Raw genomic sequence first — 21,038 nt, forward strand, 5'->3', positions numbered from 1 at the left:
CGATGGCTCAAGCCTGCAATCAAATCCTGAACTGCCCCACCAACTGACCCAACCGCTGCCCCAGGTCCGCCAGGCTGCGGGAGGTCTGGGCACCCTGTTGGGTTTCATCGGCCACACTGTCAACCGCCACCGCGATCTGATGCACGCTGCGGTTGATCTCTTCGGCCACGGCGGTTTGTTCTTCCGCCGCGCTGGCGATCTGCGCGTTCATCGAGTTGATGGTGCCGATCAGCTGCGCCATGGTGTCCAGGGATGCTCCGGCTTCGTTGGCCTGGGCCGATGTGCCGTCACCGGCATCACTGGAACGGCGCATGGACTCCACGGCGGCTTCGGTGCCTTTTTGCAGGCGGTCGATCATGCCCTGGATCTCCTGGGTGCTTTGCTGGGTGCGGCTGGCCAACGCCCGTACTTCGTCGGCGACCACGGCAAAACCACGACCGGCCTCCCCTGCCCGCGCGGCTTCAATGGCGGCGTTGAGGGCGAGCAAGTTGGTCTGTTCGGCAATCGAGCGGATCACGCCAAGCACGCTGACAATCGACGACACATCCTGCTGCAAGCTGTCCAGGGACACGCCGCTGCTGCGGATGTCGTTCACCAGCGCGTGAATCTGCGCGATGCTGCCATCCACGACTTTTTTCGCGGCCTGGCCTTCGGCGTCGGTTTGCTGCGCAGCGACGGCTGCGCCTTGGGCACTGCGCGCCACTTCATGGGCCGCGGAGGACATTTCGTTGATCGCGGTAGCCACCTGGTCGGTCTCGTGACGCTGGCGCTCCATGGCCTTTTCCGAGCGGTTGGCTTGCTCGGCGACCTGGCTCACCAGGCCGGTAAGCTGGGAGGTCATCTCGGTGATCTGGCGTACCAGGCTGTGGATCTTGTCGACAAAGCGGTTGAAAGAGCCTGCCAGTTCGCCAAGCTCGTCCTGGCTGGTGATGGCCAGGCGGCGGGTCAGGTCACCCTCACCGGCGGCGATGTCGTCGAGGTTGATCTTCATCAGGTGCAGCGGTCGCAGGATGGTATTGGCCACCAGCATGCCCACGGCGGCGATCACCAACAGCACCACCACGGCAATACCGATAATACTCAGCACCACGCCTTCCATGCGCTTCTCGACCTTGGCCTGAACCACGGCAACTTGTGCATCGATACCGTCCAGGTTCACCGACGTACCGATCACCATGTCCCATTTGGGCAGGTATTCGGTGTAGCCGAGCTTGGGCACCAGTTCGGTCTGGCCGGGCTGCGTCGAGCTGTATTGCAGGTAGTGGGTGCCGTCCTTGCCGACTTTCACCAGGTCGCGGTTGACGTAGACGCCGTTCGGGTCGCGGTTGTCCTTGAAGCTTTTGCCGACGCCGTCCGGGCTGTTGCCCTTGAACAGGCGAATGGTCTCGGAGTCGTAGCCGAAGAAATAACCATCCTTGCCATAGCTGGTGTTGGACAGCAGCTTGACCACTTGCGCCCGTGCGGCCGTATCGCCTTGGGCGGCAGCGTCGTACAGCGGCTTGATGGTGGTCATCGCAACCTCGACGTAGCCGCGCAAGGTGGTCTTGGCGTCGTTGAGCAGGTTCTGACGGGTTTCTTCGACCTCGTTGCGGGCCTGCTCCCGAAGGATCCACACCGTGGTCAGGCTGATGATCACGGCAAACAACAACACGGGCAGGACAGCAAGGGACAGTACTTTGGCCTTTAGACTCAGACGCATGGCTCTTCTCTCTTGAGGGACAACTCAAGAGGTTAACGGCTAGTTACAATAAATCTGTAGGACAATCCCGTCAGAGCGTCATCGCGGCAAACCAGCCAAACGCCAGCAGCGGAATGTTGTAGTGCAGGAAGGTCGGCACCACGGTGTCCCAGATATGGTGGTGCTGGCCATCGATGTTCAAACCGGAAGTCGGGCCCAGGGTGGAGTCCGACGCAGGCGAGCCGGCATCACCCAATGCCCCGGCCGTGCCGACGATGCACACGATCGCCAGCGGGCTGAAGCCCAGCTGCACGCACAGCGGCACAAAGATCGCCGCCAGGATCGGCACCGTGGAAAACGACGAGCCGATGCCCATGGTCACCAGCAAGCCCACCAGCAGCATCAGCAGCGCGCCCACACCGCGGCTATGGCCGATAAACGCCGCGGAGGCTTGCACGAGTGTCTGCACTTCACCGGTGGCCTTGAGCACTTCGGCAAAGCCTGACGAGGCGATCATGATGAAGCCGATCATCGCCATCATCTTCATGCCTTCGGTGAACAGGTCATCGGTGTCGCGCCAGCGCACGATGCCCGACACCGAAAAGATCAGGAACCCGGCCAGGGCGCCAATGATCATCGAGTCCAGCCACAGCTGGATAATGAACGCCGCCGCAATCGCCAGGCCGGCCACCAGCAGGGTCAGCGGGTTGTAGTGCACCGCCACCTGCTCGACTCGCTCGATCTTCTCCAGGTCGTACACACGCTTCTTGCGGTAGCTGACAAACACCGCCACCAGCAAACCGACCACCATGCCCAGCGCCGGGAGGCCCATGGCATGGGTGACATTGACCTGGCTGATGTCGACACCGCTCTTGGCCACGTTGGCCAGCAGGATCTGATTCAGGAAGATGTTGCCGAAGCCCACCGGCAGAAACATGTAGGGCGTGATCAGGCCGAAGGTCATGACGCAGGCGATGAGACGGCGGTCCAGCTGCAGTTTGGTCAGCACATATAAAAGCGGCGGTACCAGCAGCGGGATAAACGCGATGTGGATCGGCAGGATGTTCTGCGAGGCGATGGCCACCACCCAGAGCAGACCGATCAGCAGCCATTTGACGTGACTGCCGCCCGTGGCTTCCTGCCGATCCACCAGCAGCAGGGCTTTATCGGCCAGCGCATGAGCCAGGCCGGATTTGGCAATCGCCACGGCGAACGCGCCGAGCAGCGCGTAGGACAACGCCACCGTCGCACCGCCACCCAGGCCGCTGTTGAACGCCTTGAGCGTCGCGTCGATACCCAGGCCGCCGGTCAGGCCACCCACCAGGGCGCCGACAATGATCGCGATCACCACATGCACGCGGGACAAGCTGAGCACCAGCATGGTGCCGACCGCGGCGATTACTGCATTAATCATCGTTACCTCAAGACAGAAAACATGAAAAAAGCACGCACCTGCCCGGGCTGCTGTCGGGAACGGCTGCCGCAAACCAGGTTTTAAGGGAGTTTTATTAGAGGGCGCGCACTTTGCAGCACCCGGCCTGCCTTGTCAAAAAAGTGGGGAGAAGGTTTGTCAGTGGTTAGGGGATTTGTCTGTGGCGAGGGGGCTTGTCCTGTGGCGAGGGGGCTTGTCCCCCGTTGGAGTGCGCAGCGCTCCCGCTTTTTTTGGGGCCGCTACGCAGCCCAACGGGGGACAAGCCCCCTCGCCACACAAACAGGTTTAAATTGATCGTTTGAATAAAGAAAATTTCCGAGCCGCCGATACAGGCAGATCGTCTCTGTCGTATCGAAAGTTAAGGAAGGCTCCATGTCGCTCAGACAGCTGTCCATTCAATGGAAAATTACCCTGCTGGCCGGTCTTTGCCTGCTGGGCATCGTGACCTTGCTGGTAGGTCTCTCGCTGTACCGCATGGCGCAGAGCTCCGACCTGGTCAAGGCTTCCAGTATGGAAATGCTCGACGAAGCCGCCCAGGCGCGCATCGAAGCCCAGGGTGAGGTCCAGGCCTTGGGCATTCGCCAGCAGTTCATGGACGCCTATCAATACGGCCACGGTTTTTCCCGGCAGGTGTTGTTCCTGCGCGAACAGGCCGAGAAACGCTTCCTGGATGCCTTCGACCTGCGCGAAGACCTGACGCGCCAGGTCAAGGCCGCGCTGCAGGCCAACCCTGACCTGCTGGGCCTGTCCCTGGTATTCGAGGCCAACGCACTGGATGGCAAGGACGAACTGTTCGCCAACCAGCAAGAGCTGGGCAGCAACGACAAGGGCCGCTTTGCGCTGTACTGGTCCCAGCCGACTGCGGGCAAGCTGACTTCAATGTCGCTGCCCGAAAGCGACATGTCCGACACCAGCGTCGGACCCAGCGGCGAAAAAGCCAACGCCTGGTTCACCTGCCCGCGCACCACACTCAAGCCCTGCGTGATCGAGCCGTACTTCTATGTGATCGATGGGCAAAAGGTGCTGATGACCAGCATCGTCTTCCCGCTGATGGCCAACGGCAAAGTCATCGCCTCGCTGTCGGTGGACATCAACCTCAACAGCCTGCAAGCCGTCAGCCAGGGCGCCAGCCAGAAACTCTACGACGGCCAGACCAGCGTCAGCATCATCAGCCCGGTGGGCCTGCTGGCCGGCTACAGTCCGGACGCCGGCAAACTCAGCCAGCGCCTGGATGCCGTCGACACCGCCAACGGCGCGCAATTGATCAGTTCGCTTTCCACCAGCACCCAGACCCGCAGCGTGCGCACCGACCACCAACTCAAGGTGCTCGCGCCGTTCCAGCCGATCCCCGATGGCAAGCCGTGGGGCGTGTTGCTGGATGTTCCGGAAAAAGTCCTGGTGGCTCCGGCTGAGGCCCTGAAGTCCAAACTGGACGCCGATAACGCCAAGGGCACTCTGCTGGAACTGAGCCTGGGCCTGCTGGCAGCAATCGTCGGCCTGTTGCTGGTGTGGCTGATGGCCCGCAGCGTGACCCGGCCGATCCTCGGCGTGGCACGCATGCTGGAAGACATTGCCAGTGGCGAAGGTGACCTGACCCGCCGCCTGGCCTACGACAAACACGACGAACTCGGCGAGTTGGCCGGCTGGTTCAACCGCTTCCTCGACAAGCTGCAGCCGATCATTGCCCAGGTCAAACGCTCAGTGCAGGACGCCCGTGGCACCGCCGACCAGTCGGCCGCCATCGCCACTGAAACCAGTGCCGGCATGGAGCAGCAATACCGTCAGGTCGACCAGGTGGCCACCGCCTCCCACGAGATGAGCGCCACCGCCCAGGACGTCGCCCGCAGTGCCGCGCAAGCCGCCCAGGCGGCCCGCGATGCCGATCAGGCGACGCGTGAAGGTTTGACCGTGATCGACCGCACCACCACCAGCATCGGCCACCTGGCGGCGGATATGAGCACCGCGATGGCCCAGGTTGAAGGACTGGCGGCCAACAGCGAGAAGATCGGTTCGGTACTGGAAGTGATTCGTGCAATCGCCGAGCAGACCAACCTGCTGGCACTGAACGCCGCTATCGAGGCCGCCCGTGCGGGTGAAGCCGGTCGCGGTTTTGCGGTGGTCGCCGATGAAGTGCGCAACCTGGCGCGACGTACCCAGGAGTCGGTGGAAGAAACCCGCCTGGTGATCGAGCAACTGCAAAGCGGTACCCAGGAAGTGGTCGGTTCCATGAGCAACAGCCATCGCCAGGCCCAGGGCAGCGTCGAACAAGTGGGCCAGGCCGTGACCGCCTTGCGCCAGATCGGCGATGCGGTAACGGTAATCAGCGACATGAACCTGCAGATCGCCAGCGCCGCCGAAGAGCAAAGTGCGGTGGCCGAGGAGATCAACAACAACGTGGCGACGATTCGAGATGTGACGGAGTCGTTGTCCGAGCAAGCGAATGAATCGGCGCGGGTCAGCCAGGCGTTGAACAGCCTGGCGAATCAGCAGCAGGGCCTGATGGATCAGTTCAGGGTTTGATGAGTTGCGGGATACTCCGGCAATCAGCCCGAGTATCCCGTAGCAGCTGTCGAGCCTTGGCGAGGCTCGACAGCTGCTACGTTTGTGTTCACTGGCGGCGTGGCAGGTCGATGATGACCTTTAACCCGCCCAGCTCGCTCTCCTGCAACAGAAGCACCCCGCCCCACACCTCGACAATATCCCGCACGATCCCCAGCCCCAGACCATGCCCGTCAGTCTGCTCATCCAACCGAGTGCCTCGGCTGAACACCTGATCACGCTGGCTCTCGGGAATCCCCGGCCCGTCATCTTCGACAGCCAACCGAAAGCCTTCCGGGGTTTCGCCGATGCTCAACGCAATCTCCGCGTCCGCCCATTTACACGCGTTGTCCAGCAGGTTGCCCAACAGTTCCAGCAGGTCTTCGCGGTCCCACGGCAATTGCAAACCGGGCGGCACGCGGTAACTCAAATCCAGGTGTTCGCCATGGATCATGTTCAGGGTCGCAAGCAACCCCGGTAATTCGCCGTCGCAATCGAACAAGGCACCCGGCAGTGTCTCTCCGGCCAGGCGGGCACGATTGAGTTCACGATTAAGCCGTTGCTGCACCTGCTCCAACTGTTCCCGCAGCAGCTTGCTCAGTTGCGGATGGTCCTTGAGCTGTTCACTGGATGCCACGCTCAGCAACACCGCCAACGGGGTTTTCAAGGCATGGCCGAGATTGCCCAGGGCATTGCGCGAGCGCTTGAGGCTGTCTTCGGTGTGGGCCAGCAGATGGTTGATCTGCGCCACCAGCGGCTCCAGTTCCACCGGCACCTGGGTGTCCAGTTGCGAGCGCTGGCCCTGCTGCAGTTGGGCGATCTGGTTGCGTGCGGTCTCCAGCGGGCGCAAGGCGCGGCGCACGGTGACCCGTTGCAGAATCAGGATCAGCAACAGCGCCGCCAGCCCCAGCACCAGGCCGATCTGGCGCATCAGCCGAAAGCTTTCTCTGACGGGTGTGTAGTCCTGGGCCACGCTGATGGAAATCGACTGGCCAAACCGTTTGTAGTCCGAACGCAGTACCAGCAACTGCTGGCCTTCCGGCCCCAACTGCAGGTTGCCCTTGAGCCCGGCGTGGGGCAACTGCGGCAGTTCCTGGTCCCACAGCGAGCGGGAACGCCAATGGGTGTCGGCAAAATCGATACGGAAATAGTGCCCGGAAAACGGACGCTGGTACGCAGGAGACAACCGCTGCTCATCCAGTTGCACCCCCGCCGGCCCGCGCACCAGCGCCACCAGCAGGTTCTCGCTGTCGTTGCGCAAGCCGGACTCCAGGTAACGTTGCAGGCCCATTTCGAACAGCCACAGGCTGGTCTGCGCCAGCACCAGGCCGACGATCACCATCACACTGATCAGCCCCAGGCTCAGGCGCCGCTGGATCGACTTCATGCCGGGCTGGCGCCAAACCGATAACCCTGGCCGCGCCGGGTCTCGATCACGCTGCGGCCCAACTTGCGGCGCAGGTGGTTGACGTGGACCTCCAGCACATTGGAGTCACGCTCGCTCTCGCCATCGTACAAATGTTCGGCCAGGTGACTTTTTGAAAGGATTTGCTCGGGGTGCAGCATGAAGTAACGCAGCAGCCGAAACTCGGCCGCGGTCAGCTGGATCTCCTCGCCATCACGCATCACACACTGGCGACCCTCATCCAGGTGCAAGCCGGCAGCCTGCAAGGTGGGCTGATTGGCGTGGCCATGGGAACGACGCAGCAAGGCCTGGATACGCAGGTGCAACTCTTCGGGATGGAACGGTTTGCTGAGGTAGTCGTCGGCCCCGGCCTTGAGCCCTTCGATGCGCTCGGCCCAGGAGTCGCGGGCAGTGAGGATCAGCACCGGCGTGGCCAGGCCGGCGGCACGCCATTGCGTCAACACCTCAAGCCCGGGCAAACCCGGCAGGCCGAGGTCAAGGATGATCAGGTCGTAAGGTTCGCTGCGCCCCTGGTACACCGCATCGCGCCCGTCCGCCAGCCAGTCGACGGCATAGCCCTGGCGATTGAGTCCGGCCATCAGCTCATCGGCCAGGGGTACGTGGTCTTCCACCAGCAGCAGGCGCATCAGTCGTCTTCCTTGTCTTTGAGCAGTTGACCGGTGTTGGCATCGAGTTCGATCTCGCGCACCACGCCTTCCACCGTCAATAGTTCGATTTCATAGATATAGCGCACAGGGCGATCCTTGTGCTCTTCAAGCTCGGCGTCCAGCAGCTTGGCGCCCGGGTAGCGCTCGAAAGCCGGGCCCAGCAGATGCTCAAGCGGCGCGATCACACCCTCCTGGCGCAGGCGCAGCGCCTCGTCCTGGCCCAGGTCACGAGCGGCCAGGCCTGAGCAAAATGCCAGGAGCACCAGCGCCACTTGAACGCTGGTGCGTAGATTTACCTTCATTACGTATCCTGATGATCCTTGAGGACGGCGCCGGTGACAGCGTCCAATTCCAGGTCCCACTCGACGCCCTGGGCGTCGCGCAGTTCAACCTGATAAAGGTATTTGCCGTATTCCTCTTCAAGCTCGGTTTCATGCACGGTGGCGCCGGGATGTTTGGCCAACGCCGTGGCGTTGAGCTTCTCGAAAGACACAATGGTACCAGCGTCGCGCAACTTCAGTGCTTCGTCCGGCCCCAGGTCGCGAGCCTGGGCGACGCCTGCGGTGAGGGCGATGATACTGCTGGCGATCAAGGCTGTGAGGGTTTTCATGGTGAGTCTCCGTTTCGGGATATTTTGCCTACGGGGCTCACGGTACTGGATCCAACTTAACTGAAACTGAATTGCCACCATGGCAATTCTCTGCGAGACCTTTGCCTGCAACCGGGCAAGATTTTCTATACTGCCCTGCTCGCGGTAAATGAGACCGGTATGACTGCTATCCATATGAAGTTCCCCGCCTTGACCCTCAAGGCCGGTACACGCGCTTTTGCACGCATTCGTGAGCAGGGGCTTGCGCCTGCGGACGTCGGCATCCTTCCCGGCGCTGCCGGCGGGCCCAAGGCGCTGGGCATCCAGGGTCTGGACCTGGCGCTGTTTGGTGACTGGCTGCCCCGGGCGCCCCGCGAGCGTGCGCTGATCGGCGCCTCGATAGGCTCCTGGCGGTTTGCCAGTGCGTGCCTGCCCGACCCGGTGCAAGGCCTGCTCGACCTGGGCCGGCTGTACAACGCACAAAGCTTTGCCAAAGGCGTGACCATGGCCGAAGTCAGCCAGAGCTGCGTGCGCATGCTCGATGACTTGCTGGCCGGCCGCGATGCCCGCGTGCTCGACAACCCGCACTACCGGCTGAACATCATGGTGGTCAAAAGCCATGGCCTGCTCGCCGACGATCATCGCGGTCGGCTTGGTTTGGGGTTGTCCTCGGTGATCGCCGACAACCTGAGGGGCCGCGCGCGGTTGTCCCGGCACTTCGAACGGCTGATCGTCCACGACCCACGCCAGCCGCCACCGCTGCATGCGCTCAAGGATTTCCCGTCGCGCTTCCTTGATCTGGAACTGGGCAACCTGCGCCAGGCCTTGCTGGCGTCGGGCTCGATCCCCATGGTGATGCAAGGCGTACGCGACCTGCCGGGTGCAGGCCAAGGCACTTACCGCGATGGCGGCCTGCTGGACTATCACCTCGACCTGCCCTACCACGGCGATGACATCGTGCTGTACCCGCACTTCACCGACCGGGTCATTCCCGGCTGGTTCGACAAAGGCTTGCCGTGGCGCCGCGCCAATCAACAGGGTTTGCAGGATGTCCTGCTGCTGGCGCCGTCGAAGGAATACCTGGCGCGACTGCCCCACGGCAAACTGCCGGACCGCAGTGACTTCAAGCGCTTCATGGGGGATGACCCGGGCCGCAACAAGTACTGGCAAACCGCAATGAGCGAAAGCCAGCGGCTGGGGGATGAGTTTCTGCAACTGGCCGACAATGGCCAATTGGGCGAACGCCTGCTGGCTCTCTAGCGCCCTCTCCGTAGCAGCTGTCGAGCCCAAGCGAGGCTGCGTCGGCAGCACCTCGGTTTGTCAGACAAATCGCAAACGCAGCCTCGCCATGGCTCGACAGCTGCTACGCGGTATGCGCGCGGCCGCGACAAACTGTTAAACTCGCCGCCTGCCAGACACCTCACCGAGCTGAAAAACCCTGTGGAAATCTTCAAAGAGTTTACCTTCGAGTCCGCCCACCGCCTGCCCCACGTTCCGGAAGGCCACAAATGCGGGCGCCTGCATGGCCATTCGTTCAAGGTGGCGATCCACCTCAGCGGCGACCTCGACCCGCACACCGGCTGGATCCGTGACTTCTCGGAGATCAAGGCGATTTTCAAGCCGCTCTACGAACGCCTCGACCACAACTACCTCAACGACATCCCGGGCCTCGAAAACCCCACCAGCGAAGTGCTGGCCAAGTGGATCTGGAATGAACTGAAACCGCTGTTGCCGGAACTCAGCGCGATTCGCATCCATGAGACCTGCACCAGCGGCTGCATCTATCGCGGCGAATAAGCCGGCGATGTAAAAAACCACCCTTGCGGTGGTTTTTTTATGCCGGAGACTCCCTTACAGTCGTGGCCTCTTGTACAGGAAGCGCTGCGATGCCAACCCATATCCGCCCCGCTACCGGCGACGATATCGCCGCAATTGAAGCGATCGTCCACGCCGCCTACTCCCCTTACATCCAGCGAATCGGGCGCAAGCCAGGGCCGATGCTGGATGACTATCGCCAGCAGGTCGCCGCCGAACGGGTGCATGTGCTGGAGAGTGCGGGCCAGGTCCACGGCTTTGTCGTACTGATTCATCACGATGAGTACCTGCTGCTGGATAACCTGGCCGTCGACCCCGGTGCCCAGGGCTTGGGTTACGGGCGCCTGTTGCTGGGCTTCGCGGAAGGCCAGGCCAGGCATGGCTCCATCCGTCTCTACACCAATGAAGCGATGACCGAAAACATCGCGCTGTACACCCGCAAAGGCTATGTGGAAACCCACCGGGCCGAGGAAAACGGCCTGCGTCGGGTCTACATGCATAAAGACCTCACCGCCTCGCACTGAAGGAGCTCCCATGGAAAACACCTGGCTGGCCCAGGCCAAGCGCCTGCAAGCATTGGCCTCCACGGGGCTGCACTTCTGCACCGATGACTTCGAGCGCGAGCGCCTCGAGGAAATCGCCCAGATTGCCCACAGCATGCTGGCGCAATTGGGCGAAGTACCGCTGGAGCGCATCACCGGGCTGGTGCCGGATTTTGCCAAACGTTATTCGACGCCCATGATTGATGTGCGGGGCGCAGTGATTGACGGTGACCGGATCCTGTTGGTCCGCGAGCTCACGGATGGCTGCTGGGCATTGCCCGGCGGTTATGCGGATATTGGTTTTTCGGCGGCTGAAAACATCGTCAAGGAAATCCGCGAAGAGGCCGGGCTGACGGTCACGGCCAAGGCGCTGTACAGCGTCACCCACAAGGCCAAAGGCTTGTACCGGCCGGATATCCGGGACTTCTACAAACTCTACTTTCTGTGCGAACGGGTTGATCAACTGGCGCCGGCGGCCGGTTTCGAAACCACCGAAGTTGGCTTCTTCAGCCTGGACGATCTGCCGCCGCTGTCCCGTGGCCGCACCATTGAAAGCGACCTTGAGGCCGCTTTTGCCTTTCATCGCGGGCAGACCACTCACACCCTGTTCGATTGAATCACGGGTGATCCAATTTGTATCACCCTGCACCGCTTTCGCGCCTGAGTGGGCAGAAAGACCAATCCCGCCTGCGTGTTTCCCCTGTTTGGCTATAAATACTGTGCAACCTGCACAGTCCTGACCGTGCGCCCGTCACTGCCTCGCACTTGGCACGACGGGTGCAATAGGCCTGCGTCACTCATTCAGGGAGAACGGCACATGACGCAGAACGAACCGGGCAATGACTACCCTCTCAGCGAGGTGCCCATGCATGCCCGCAAAGGCCTGGCCTCCACCGCCATGGTGCTGCTGGGCTTTACCTTTTTTACCGCGACCATGTTCGCCGGCGGCAAGCTGGGGGTGGCCTTCAGCTTTACCCAGATGCTCGGCGTCGTGGCCCTGGGTAACCTGCTGTTGGGTATCTACGCCGCAGGCCTGGGTTACATCGCGTTCAAGAGCGGTTTGAACTCGGTGCTGATGGGACGCTTCTGCTTCGGTGAAGTGGGCAGCAAACTCAGCGACTTGATTCTCGGTTTTACCCAGATCGGCTGGTACGCCTGGGGCACCGCCACCGCAGCCGTAGTACTGGGCAAGTATTTCGAGTTGAGCCAGGGTAGCGTACTCGGGCTGATGGTGCTGTTTGGCATGGTGTTCTGCGCGACGGCCTACGTGGGCTATCGCGGGTTGGAGATTCTGTCCTACATCGCCGTGCCGGCCATGGGTATTTTGTTGTTTCTGTCGATGTGGGTCGCCACCGTCAAGGTAGGCGGGCTCGATGGACTGCTGGCGGTGGTGCCGACCGGTGAGCTGGACATGTCCACGGCTATCACGCTGGTGTTCGGCACCTTTGTCAGCGGCGCGACCCAGGCTACCAACTGGACGCGGTTCTCACGCTCGGCCAGGGTCGCGGTGCTGGCCAGCCTGATCGGCTTCTTTATCGGCAACGGCTTGATGGTGTTGATCGGTGCCTATGGCGCCATCGTCTACCAGCAGCCCGACGTGGTCGAAGTGTTGCTGCTGCAAGGCTTCGCCATGGCGGCCATGGCGATGCTGTTGCTGAATATCTGGAGCACCCAGGACAACACCATCTACAACTTCGCCGTCGCCGGCTGCAACCTGCTGCGCACCAAGCGCCGCAAAACGGTGACCCTGGCCGGTGCGGTAATCGGCACCCTGCTGGCGTTGCTGGGCATGTACGACATGCTGGTGCCCTACCTGATCCTGCTGGGCACGGTGATCCCACCGATTGGCGGGGTGATCATGGCGGATTTCTTCTATCGCTACCGCGGCCACTATCCGCGCCTGGCCGATACACGCCTGCCGGCCTTCAACTGGCCAGGGCTGATCGCCTATGCCGTGGGTACGGTGCTGGCCTTTCATTCACCCTGGGTGGCGCCATTGGTGGGGATCGTGGCGGCGTCCCTGACCTACATCGTGCTGACCAGCGTATTGCGGGTCCGGGCACCTTTGGCTGACGTCCAGGCATGAGCCTGACAATCGCCGATGTGCTGGCCTTGCCCGGCCTTGAATCGATGTGCCTGCGGGCCGGGGAAGCCGGCCTGGAGAACACGGTGCGCTGGCCCTATGTCGCAGAAAACAGCGGGATCGCCGAATGGGTGCTGGGGGGCGAACTGGTGTTCGTCACCGGCATCAATCATCCACGGGACGAGGCCAATCTGTTGGTGCTGCTGGACGAAGCCTGTCAGCGCCAGGTCGCCGGCCTGGTGATCCTCACGGGGCCGGACTATATCCAGGCGATTCCCCAGCGTTTGCTGGAAGCGGCGCAAGCGGCGGGCATGCCGCTGATCGAACAGCCTTACTCGTTGAAGATGGTACTGGTGACCCAGGCCATCGGTTCGGCGTTGATCCAGTCGCAGCAGTTGGGGCGCTCGCGACACGATGTGCTGGAGCGCCTGCTGGCCGGTGATTACCAATCCCTGGATTTGCTGCTGCACCGCGCTGCGCAGTTGGACATGCCGCTGGCCGGCCATTGGCAACTCGTCCAGTTGCAACTGGACGGCAGCGACGCGCTGTTTGCCCAGGGTGAGGCGCCAGTGGTCGAGGCGCAGCTTGCCCGACAACACGATGCGATTACCCGCCGTCTGCGCCAGTTTTCTGCGCAGCATCCGTCGCGCCTGCCCGTGCTGGGGCGTGCCGGACAATGGACGTTGCTGCTGCCTGCGATAGACGCGGGTGCGGCATTGGCCAACCGTCAGTTGTTGGCGGGTTGGTTGAAGGCACTGAATCTGCGCCTGGCGCCGTTGAAACTGTTTATCGGCCTGAGTGCTGCCGCGCACCCACCCGCGCGCCTGGCCCAGGCCCTGGATGAGGCGCGCCAGGCATTGGCCGCTGCGCGACGGTTCAGTGAACGCGCCGGGCTGTGTGTCTACGATGAGTTGGGCGTACTCAAGCTGCTCAGTGGCGTACGTGATCGCGCCCTGCTCGATCAGTTCCTCAACGAACGCCTGGGGCCGCTGCTGCGCCACGACCTGCACCATGGCCCAAGCCTGATGCCGACCCTGGAGGCCTGGTTCCACGAGAATGGTAACCTTGTGGCCGCAGCCCAACGGCTGGCGGTTCACCGCAACACCCTGACGCATCGCGTCCAGCGTATCGAAGCCCTGTGCGGGCTGACGCTGGACAATGCTTATGACCGCCTGGACATCGGCATCGCGCTGATGATCTGGCGGCTGTCTGCCTGACTGTTTTTTGCCAAGAGGAACTTGCCCATGCACATCATCAACGCCCGCCTGCGCAACCGTGAAGGCCTGCATGATCTGCACCTGGAACACGGCCGGATCGCCAGCATCACCCAACAAGGCGCTGCCCCTTTGGTAGGCCCCGACGACCTGGACGCCGCCGGCAACCTGGTGGTCCCGCCTTTCGTCGAGCCGCACATTCACCTCGATGCCACCCTGACCGCCGGCGAGCCGCGCTGGAACATGAGCGGCACCCTGTTTGAAGGCATCGAGTGCTGGGGCGAGCGCAAGGCCACCATCACCCTGGAAGACACCAAGACCCGCTCCAAAAAAACCATCCAGACCCTGGCCGCCCATGGCATCCAGCATGTGCGCACCCATGTCGACGTCACCGACCCGGACCTCACCGCGCTCAAGGCCATGCTTGAAGTACGCGAGGAAAGCGGCCACCTGATCGACCTGCAAATCGTCGCGTTCCCCCAGGAAGGCATCGAGTCCTACCGCAATGGCCGCGAGCTGATGGAAGAGGCCATTCGCCTGGGCGCCGACGTGATCGGCGGCATCCCGCACTTTGAATACACCCGTGACCAAGGGGTGAGTTCGGTGAAGTTCCTGATGGACCTGGCCGAACGCACCGGTTGCCTGGTCGATGTGCATTGCGACGAAACCGACGACCCACACTCGCGCTTTCTTGAAGTGCTGGCCGAAGAGGCCCGCAGCCGTGACATGGGCACCCGCGTGACCGCCAGCCACACCACGGCCATGGGCTCCTACGACAATGCTTACTGCGCCAAACTCTTCCGCCTGCTGGGGCATTCGGGCATCAGCTTTGTCTCCTGCCCTACCGAAAGCATCCACTTGCAGGGCCGCTTCGACACCTTCCCCAAACGCCGCGGCGTGACCCGGGTCAACGAACTGCTGGAGGCTGGCATGAACGTCTGCTTCGGCCAGGACTCCATCGTCGACCCTTGGTACCCCTTGGGTAACGGCAACATTTTGCGGGTGCTGGAAGCCGGGTTGCATATCTGCCACATGCTTGGCTACCGCAACCTGCAAAGTGCCCTCGACCTGGTCACCGACAACAGCGCCCGGGCGATGGCCCTGGGGGATCGTTATGGCCTGGAACCGGGACGCCCGGCGAACCTGTTGATCCTGTCTGCAGACAGCGACTATGAAGTGATTCGCAGCCAGGGCTTGCCGTTGTATTCGATTCGCGCGGGCAAAGTGTTGATGAAACGCCGGCCGGCGCAGGTGGAGTTTTTGTAGGCTCATACGATTGAATCTATATCGAGGGTTTGTGGCTTTCCCCAGCCATCATCCGACTGTGGCGGGATGCTCGCCACTTGGGTGAGTACGCGATTTTGCGGGTGAGCGAACCAGCGTTTCAGGCTGGATTGCAGGGTTGGGGATGAAGCGTGGCTGCCGTAGACGTCGCGGGCCTGGAGGCGGCGCCAGCGGAGGGTTGCCAGGCGGTCGCGACTACTTTGCAGACGATCAGCTTCGATGCTCAGGGCCTGGATATCTTCATAACTACGCTGATTGGTCGGTCGATAGCGGTCCAGTTCTCGTTTTTTCTCCCGCAGTTGTTGCCGCATGCTGATCAGCGCTTTTTCGATCAGCTCAAATTCACTCGCAGTCACCAGTGTTCCGTCGGCGTCCACGGTTTGCTGCCAGCGGCGTAACGTCGCCCAGGCTGCCGGGATGTAGCTTGCGGTCATAAAGTGCTGCTTGTATTGGACTAGCTGCTTGATCAGGTTGGCCCGGTCCGGCATATCACCGCTGAGTTGAATCGCGCGATTGCATGCAGCTTCTTCGATCGACTCACACCCGGGGTTCCACAATATTGAAGACTGTGTGCCGTCGGGCAAGGCAATCGGCATGAAATGCTGCGGGGAGCCGTGATGCTGATAGGCGTTCCCGCCCACCCGCACCAACCCAAGTGCGAACAGCAGGCCAGCAGGTGCAGGATTGCTGAACAGGGTAACAAGCCCGGGAATCCAGAGTTTGGCAGTTGTGTTCATCCAGGGTGCCGGGACGCTGGGTACCGGGTCGTTATGATTGACGATGCGGTGATGCACCAAAGATGAAGCACCGTCAGTGAACTCAGAGTCGGCAGCGCGGGGAGCGCCATAGGTGTAAAGAAGGATGTTGCGGTCGTAACCTGGAATTCGCCTAAGAGACTCTGCCAGCAGCAGTGCTATGGCGCCGCCGAGACTATGGCCACAAATTATGATGCGCTGGCCTATGTAGAACCGGTCGAGGTAATGCAGCGCAAAATCACGCATCGCCCGATACGCGCCATAAAAGCCCTCATGAACCTTACCAACACCCTCGACAAAAGCGACCTGGTGAGCATTGGCATCCCTCAGCCCATCGGAACGGCTTGCAGTGCCCCGCACTGCGATCAGGATCACATGGTCGTGATGGCTGATAAACGCCTGAGTATCAGTGCCATTCTCCTCGTCATCAAAAAAATGCAGCTTCGCTGGGTGGGCCGGGGACTCTCCTTGCTCCGATCGATTTTGCTCATACAACTCAGGATCAAAAGGCAACACCTCGAATCGTTGCGAGTACGGCACGTCTTCATACACGGGATAAAAGTGTTCCACCTGGTCGGAATCGAACTTCCAAGCCTCCTGATAGCCCGACAGTTGTTCGGAAAAAAAATTGCCCACACTGGGCTCTATGGGAAAGCTGACCTGGTCCATCGGCGGAGTCGATGGTTCCTGCCCAAAATCGCAATAACTCAAGGTAGCCATAAGCGCCAACTGATAAAGGTTCAAGGCACAGAACTGGTCTTCAATTGACAACAACGGGCGTAACGCACGCAGCGGCCTTACCTCCAGCACAGTGTGCAGGTCAGGAAATAAAACCAGCCCTGTCAGCGTGGGCTGAGGGGGGCCAAACCCAAGTTCAGCCAGCATGCGGAGCGCATGCCGCGGTGGTCGATGGGTTCTGGGCGCCAAGGGAGGCAAATGAGCAGTGTGCAAGACCAAGTCACTGACCTCGACTTGATAGAATTTGCCTGTTTCCCGCCCTGCCGGGTTTCGCTCGACGCGCTCCCCGTCTACACGTAAAAACCGCGTCTGTTCGGCTCGTACCTGAAGCTCGGTGATAGGCAGTGGATAACAACCACGCGTTTGCAACGTTGCGTAGTAATCCCCGCTCATTTCATATGGCGCATCGAAGATCAGAACCACAGGCCCTCGATATGGGTTGTCCAACTTTGCGAAACCGTTTCCATCCAAACGACCTGCATATTGTTGACCTGTGCTGTCAAAAACCTTGTACGCAAGCCCCCCATAAGCGTTTCCGTCACCTGATTCGTCCACAAGACAAAAACTCAGCCAACATCCACGCACTGCACAAGCCGGCATTTTCCCGCTGAAAAAGGGTTGTTTCCATTCTGTAAGCGCCATCGCTGAATATCCTTATTCAGTAAAAGTTAAAGATAAGTACGCTCCCCATCAGATTTCCCCAAACACGAGCCTCACCGTTTTGCCGTTCAACTCATCACGCTGCACACGGCCACCCGTTGCTGTCGTTGGCGGCAGTCCTCTTGCATCCACCAGGTTGCATTGAAATACGTTATCAGTCGCCTGCGTTGGCCCTGCCGGCCTGAGTAACCACTGACAGGCCCCCGGCACCTCCAAGGTACCTTCCCCCGGCATTCGAGACATATGGGGTTCAACCCAATCATGCACACCGATAAACGCAAAATCCCCCCCACTGTCCGACAAGTGCTCAGCCGACTTCGCATAGACATCAAACGTCATGTAACGCAGCACTAACGGACACCCGTTCACCGTCTCCGTCAGAGGCAACTCGAAGCTCGCCCGATTCGCCACCGACTTCTCAAGAGCGTCGAATATCTTGATCTCTGGCAGATCACCTGGACGCCATCGTAAAGTGCAAGTCTCACCTGTTCCGGGGACGTAAGTTGCATCGCCTCTGAGTCTGTAATTCGCCGGCAAATCGACCTCCAAAGTGAAACTATCAGCAGGCTTCATCACACAACCGGAAACACCCAGCACACTGCAAACGAATACCCCTCGCCACACGCCCGACATAAATCCCCTACGCATCCTGCTGCTCCCGCTCCACCCGACGCCACTCCCCAACCACCCGCTGAAAATGATCCTCCGCCACTTCCCCACGCATCGGCTGCCATCGAATAAGCACGTCCCCAGTGGCTTCCAACAGCCGCCGCACGACCAAAAACTCCAGCTGTTCCGGCCTGTCCCATTGCCAGGCCCGCGCTTGCTCCAGCACCTGCGCCAACCAGATTCTCGGGTCTTGAAATTCAACCAGTGCGCTCAACGCCTCGCTGTACTCGGCCAGCAGGTAACGCAGGATATTGGCTTGCAGAATCACTCCCGACTGGGGATTCGGCACCTCCAGCCACGGCGCAGGATCGGGTACCGGATACGCCCCCGGAGCCGGGTTATCGACACAACTCCAACGCTCACCCTGCCAGTAACACACGCCGATCCGCGGCCCGAGAAAAACAGGCCAGTCCCGAGCAGGCAGGTGAACCAAGGCCCGCGCCAAGGTGCGGTTATCGTGGAAGCGGTACAGCGCCTGACTGCCCGCCGCTCCCACCACCAACCTGTCGCGCCAGTGCCGGGTAACACCCGATAAATCATCACCAGCCAGGCTGCCCAACCAGCCCCAATTACGCTGAGGGTTTTGCAGCAAACCCACCAATGCGGGCTCGCTGACATGGTCGAGCAACAGGAGCATCGGCCCATCCGCTGCCATTTCCGATGCGACAGTTTCACCAAAGAGGCAGCGATACTCAGCGACCGTGCGTGTCGCCAGCAGTACCCCACGCGCATCGCTTTCACCCTGTAGAACCAGGCACAGGCGGCGCCCTGCCTGCTGCTGTTCAGCCATCCACTGGCCAGGCGCGATCTCCATCAAGCCGCCCTCCCCGTGGATTCGCACAGGCCTTCACGGCAGCGCTCGCACACTGGACAGAAGTCCGCATCCAGTCTTCTGGCCATCTCCATGACTGCGCCTTGGATAACCGAAACCTTCGGCCCATCCGCTGCAAATGCGGACGAAGCAGCCACGTCACCCGGTCCAACTGGGTTGGCTGTGCGAATCACGGCAGGCACACCGCCCAACGTGATCGGCCGACTGCTGAAAATCCCGCCGGCCTGAATCAGCAAATGCTCACCACCGGCCTTGAAGCTCAACTGCGCACCGGCATCGATAACCAGGTTGGCCCCCGCCTTCAGATGGACCTGTTGCCCCGCTTCGATCACCAGGGTCTGGCCGACAAGGGTCTGGCTGTTGCCCTGCACGTGCAAGTGATCATCAGCCCCAAGCCGAACCTTGCGGTCGCCGGCGATGCTGCGGTGTTCCTCGCCTCCCAGGGTGGTGGCACTCAAGCCGTGGATGGTTTCCCGACGTTCGCCCACCACCTCCAGCCGACTGTCGTGGCCGACCTGCTGCTCCAGATCGCGTTGGGCGCGCAGGTAGATGAGTTCCTGGCCGCTGCGGTCCTCAAGGTGCAGCTCGTTGGCCCCCGTCCCGCCCGGCGAACTGCGGCTGCGCAGCACACTGCGGGTCTTGTGTTGGGGCAACGGATAGGCAACAGGCTGCAAGGTATTGGGCAGGCAACCATTGATCACTGGCCGGTCTGGATCACCTTCCAGGAACGTCACCAGTACCTCCATGCCCACACGCGGGATCATCACCGCGCCATAGCTGTCACCCGCCCATCCGGACGCCACACGCACCCAGCAGCTGCTCTTGTCGTCGTGCTGGTCCAGGCGGTCCCAATGAAAGCGAATTTTCACCCGGCCGTGAGCGTCGCAATGCACGTCTTCACCCTCGGGCCCGCTGACGGTTGCGGTCTGGCTGCCGCTGATACGCGGTTTGACGTGCTTGAGCGGCGGGCGGTAAGCGGCGCGCCAGGGCGTTGCGGTAAATCGATTGCGATAGCCGTGGAATGCCTCGACATCCACCACCGCCTCCTCCAGCACCTGCGGTTGATAGCCTTCGTGACGCACGCCGGTGATCAGCCACAAGTCATTACAGGTGCGGTCCGGATGGCCGCGCAGTTCCAGGAAATGCCCGCTGCGCAAAGCCGGCTGGTCACTGCGGCCCAGGGCCCGATGGCGGTCGCGTTGATGACGTTCCAGGCCACGCCGGGCCAACTGCGAACCTCGCAGATGCCCCGTGAATCCCGCAGGGTATTGATAGTCTTCAAGTGCCGGGAAAGATCCGGCCTGCTCCTGCAAGCGCAGCGACGGATGTTCGAAGTCGTAGTCACGCCGAACAACCTGAGCACTGCGCGTGGCCAGGCGCACATCGAAACGCTGGATCACCAGCGTTTCGGCAGCCGGGCCTCCGGCCGGGCAGTAGCGTTGCGCCGGCAAACGACGAAACACCGTCTGGTCATCACCCAACACCAGTACATGGGCGTCTGCACTGTGGCGAAAGTGGTAGTGAATGCCCTCTTCCTCGCACAGCCGCTGGATAAAGTGCAGGTCGGTTTCCGCGTATTGCACACAGAACGTACGCGGTGGGTAAACCACCGGCCCCAGTTCGAAGGTATAGGCATCAGCAAGGATGCCGTGCTGCTCAAGCACTGCCGCGATAATTTGCGGCACGCTGCACTGCTGGAAAATCCGCTGGTCGCAACGATGGGCCAGGTACGCCACGCGCGGCGCAAGGGTGAGGTGGTAGCGGGTCAGCCGCTGCCCCGGGCCTTCCCGGCCAATGCTGTAGATTTGCCCGTGCAGGCCTTCACCGGGCTCGCCAAAATCCAGATAGGCCGGTTGGTGAAGTAACTTCTCCAGATCCAGGCTGGGGTTTTCACTGACCCACTGCACTTCAATGAAAAAAGGCTGGTCAATCGTTTCGCTGCCTTTAAAAGCCAGCACCTGAAATGCCTGGTTCATTCCTGCAACGACCAGTTTGAAACGTGACGAAACAAGCGTATTGAACATCCGTTGTTACCCGCCATTCATTGTCGAGCTGAAATAACTTCTCCCGTAAAACGCAGATAAAGCCACTCAATTCGAAGCCGATAAAAAGTGCCTGAACCCCAGGAATACTAGC

18 protein-coding genes and 2 pseudogenes are annotated in these 21,038 nt (G+C 61.2%); 9 read left to right on the top strand and 11 right to left on the bottom strand.

Annotation, left to right across the window (positions count from 1 at the left end; genetic code table 11):
• Window positions 1-19: 19 nt before the first annotated feature.
• The 3 genes and pseudogenes from HX807_RS31975 to HX807_RS19995 all read right to left on the bottom strand — a co-directional run bounded on the left by HX807_RS31975 (window position 20) and on the right by HX807_RS19995 (window position 3,089).
• On the bottom strand, window positions 20-841 hold the full coding sequence (locus HX807_RS31975) for a methyl-accepting chemotaxis protein (RefSeq protein ID WP_371132463.1): 822 nt from the start codon (window positions 839-841) through the stop codon (window positions 20-22).
• A gap of 36 nt (window positions 842-877) precedes the next feature.
• Window positions 878-1,699, bottom strand: a pseudogene (locus HX807_RS31980) (cache domain-containing protein); the annotation flags it as partial.
• 70 nt (window positions 1,700-1,769) lie between these two features.
• Complete coding sequence (locus HX807_RS19995) at window positions 1,770-3,089, bottom strand: Na+/H+ antiporter family protein (protein ID WP_161635727.1); 1,320 nt, start codon at window positions 3,087-3,089, stop codon at window positions 1,770-1,772.
• A gap of 1,536 nt (window positions 3,090-4,625) precedes the next feature.
• Here HX807_RS19995 and HX807_RS31985 point away from each other — a divergent pair.
• Both HX807_RS31985 and HX807_RS31990 read left to right on the top strand, forming a co-directional pair.
• Window positions 4,626-4,772: pseudogene (locus tag HX807_RS31985) on the top strand (HAMP domain-containing protein); the annotation flags it as partial.
• Between the two features lie 102 nt (window positions 4,773-4,874).
• On the top strand, window positions 4,875-5,630 hold the full coding sequence (locus HX807_RS31990; protein WP_371136007.1) for a methyl-accepting chemotaxis protein: 756 nt from the start codon (window positions 4,875-4,877) through the stop codon (window positions 5,628-5,630).
• An 88-nt stretch (window positions 5,631-5,718) separates the two neighbouring features.
• Here the strand turns inward: HX807_RS31990 and HX807_RS20005 are convergent, their stop codons facing one another.
• The 4 genes from HX807_RS20005 to HX807_RS20020 are packed head-to-tail and all read right to left on the bottom strand — an operon-like array spanning window position 5,719 to window position 8,331.
• The gene (locus HX807_RS20005) at window positions 5,719-7,035 is read right to left on the bottom strand and encodes a sensor histidine kinase (RefSeq protein ID WP_177050804.1); all 1,317 of its coding nucleotides are present in this window, start codon (window positions 7,033-7,035) and stop codon (window positions 5,719-5,721) included.
• Entirely contained in the window at window positions 7,032-7,700 is a 669-nt protein-coding gene (locus tag HX807_RS20010) for a response regulator transcription factor (protein WP_177050805.1), read from the bottom strand. The genes HX807_RS20005 and HX807_RS20010 overlap by 4 nt, the downstream gene beginning before the upstream one ends.
• Window positions 7,700-8,023: a PepSY domain-containing protein gene (locus HX807_RS20015; protein WP_008432790.1), complete on the bottom strand. Its 324-nt coding sequence runs from the start codon at window positions 8,021-8,023 to the stop codon at window positions 7,700-7,702. Before HX807_RS20015 ends, HX807_RS20010 begins: the two co-directional genes overlap by 1 nt.
• Window positions 8,023-8,331 (bottom strand): PepSY domain-containing protein, encoded by a 309-nt coding sequence (locus tag HX807_RS20020; protein WP_003219548.1) that lies wholly within the window; start codon window positions 8,329-8,331, stop codon window positions 8,023-8,025. The genes HX807_RS20015 and HX807_RS20020 overlap by 1 nt, the downstream gene beginning before the upstream one ends.
• A gap of 159 nt (window positions 8,332-8,490) precedes the next feature.
• On the opposite strand from HX807_RS20020, the gene HX807_RS20025 reads away from it, so the two are divergent.
• From HX807_RS20025 to codA, 7 genes are all read left to right on the top strand, one after another.
• Window positions 8,491-9,570: a patatin-like phospholipase family protein gene (locus HX807_RS20025; RefSeq protein ID WP_177050806.1), complete on the top strand. Its 1,080-nt coding sequence runs from the start codon at window positions 8,491-8,493 to the stop codon at window positions 9,568-9,570.
• A gap of 180 nt (window positions 9,571-9,750) precedes the next feature.
• Window positions 9,751-10,107, top strand: a complete 357-nt coding sequence (gene queD / locus HX807_RS20030; RefSeq protein ID WP_003190259.1) for a 6-carboxytetrahydropterin synthase QueD — start codon at window positions 9,751-9,753, stop codon at window positions 10,105-10,107.
• 89 nt (window positions 10,108-10,196) lie between these two features.
• Window positions 10,197-10,649, top strand: a complete 453-nt coding sequence (locus tag HX807_RS20035) for a GNAT family N-acetyltransferase (protein WP_177050807.1) — start codon at window positions 10,197-10,199, stop codon at window positions 10,647-10,649.
• Between the two features lie 10 nt (window positions 10,650-10,659).
• Window positions 10,660-11,283 carry an NUDIX hydrolase gene (locus HX807_RS20040; RefSeq protein ID WP_177050809.1) on the top strand — a complete coding sequence of 208 codons (624 nt, stop codon included), beginning with the start codon at window positions 10,660-10,662 and terminating at the stop codon, window positions 11,281-11,283.
• Between the two features lie 201 nt (window positions 11,284-11,484).
• On the top strand, window positions 11,485-12,753 hold the full coding sequence (gene codB, locus HX807_RS20045; RefSeq protein ID WP_003219542.1) for a cytosine permease: 1,269 nt from the start codon (window positions 11,485-11,487) through the stop codon (window positions 12,751-12,753).
• Window positions 12,750-13,967: a PucR family transcriptional regulator ligand-binding domain-containing protein gene (locus HX807_RS20050; protein ID WP_177050810.1), complete on the top strand. Its 1,218-nt coding sequence runs from the start codon at window positions 12,750-12,752 to the stop codon at window positions 13,965-13,967. Before codB ends, HX807_RS20050 begins: the two co-directional genes overlap by 4 nt.
• Before the next feature lie 27 nt (window positions 13,968-13,994).
• Entirely contained in the window at window positions 13,995-15,230 is a 1,236-nt protein-coding gene (gene codA, locus HX807_RS20055) for a cytosine deaminase (RefSeq protein ID WP_177050812.1), read from the top strand.
• Window positions 15,231-15,232: 2 nt separating this feature from the next.
• On the opposite strand, the gene HX807_RS20060 is transcribed toward codA, so the two are convergent.
• The 4 genes from HX807_RS20060 to tssI all read right to left on the bottom strand — a co-directional run bounded on the left by HX807_RS20060 (window position 15,233) and on the right by tssI (window position 20,926).
• Window positions 15,233-17,383 (bottom strand): lipase family protein, encoded by a 2,151-nt coding sequence (locus tag HX807_RS20060; RefSeq protein WP_177050814.1) that lies wholly within the window; start codon window positions 17,381-17,383, stop codon window positions 15,233-15,235.
• A 48-nt stretch (window positions 17,384-17,431) separates the two neighbouring features.
• The gene (locus HX807_RS20065) at window positions 17,432-17,974 is read right to left on the bottom strand and encodes a hypothetical protein (RefSeq protein ID WP_158660302.1); all 543 of its coding nucleotides are present in this window, start codon (window positions 17,972-17,974) and stop codon (window positions 17,432-17,434) included.
• A 67-nt stretch (window positions 17,975-18,041) separates the two neighbouring features.
• Window positions 18,042-18,884 (bottom strand): DUF4123 domain-containing protein, encoded by an 843-nt coding sequence (locus tag HX807_RS20070; RefSeq protein ID WP_177050816.1) that lies wholly within the window; start codon window positions 18,882-18,884, stop codon window positions 18,042-18,044.
• The gene (tssI, locus tag HX807_RS20075; RefSeq protein WP_177050818.1) at window positions 18,884-20,926 is read right to left on the bottom strand and encodes a type VI secretion system tip protein TssI/VgrG; all 2,043 of its coding nucleotides are present in this window, start codon (window positions 20,924-20,926) and stop codon (window positions 18,884-18,886) included. The genes HX807_RS20070 and tssI overlap by 1 nt, the downstream gene beginning before the upstream one ends.
• Window positions 20,927-21,038: the final 112 nt, after the last annotated feature.

The sequence above is a fragment of the Pseudomonas sp. D8002 genome, from assembly GCF_013385695.1.
In the GTDB taxonomy this organism is placed as follows: domain Bacteria; phylum Pseudomonadota; class Gammaproteobacteria; order Pseudomonadales; family Pseudomonadaceae; genus Aquipseudomonas.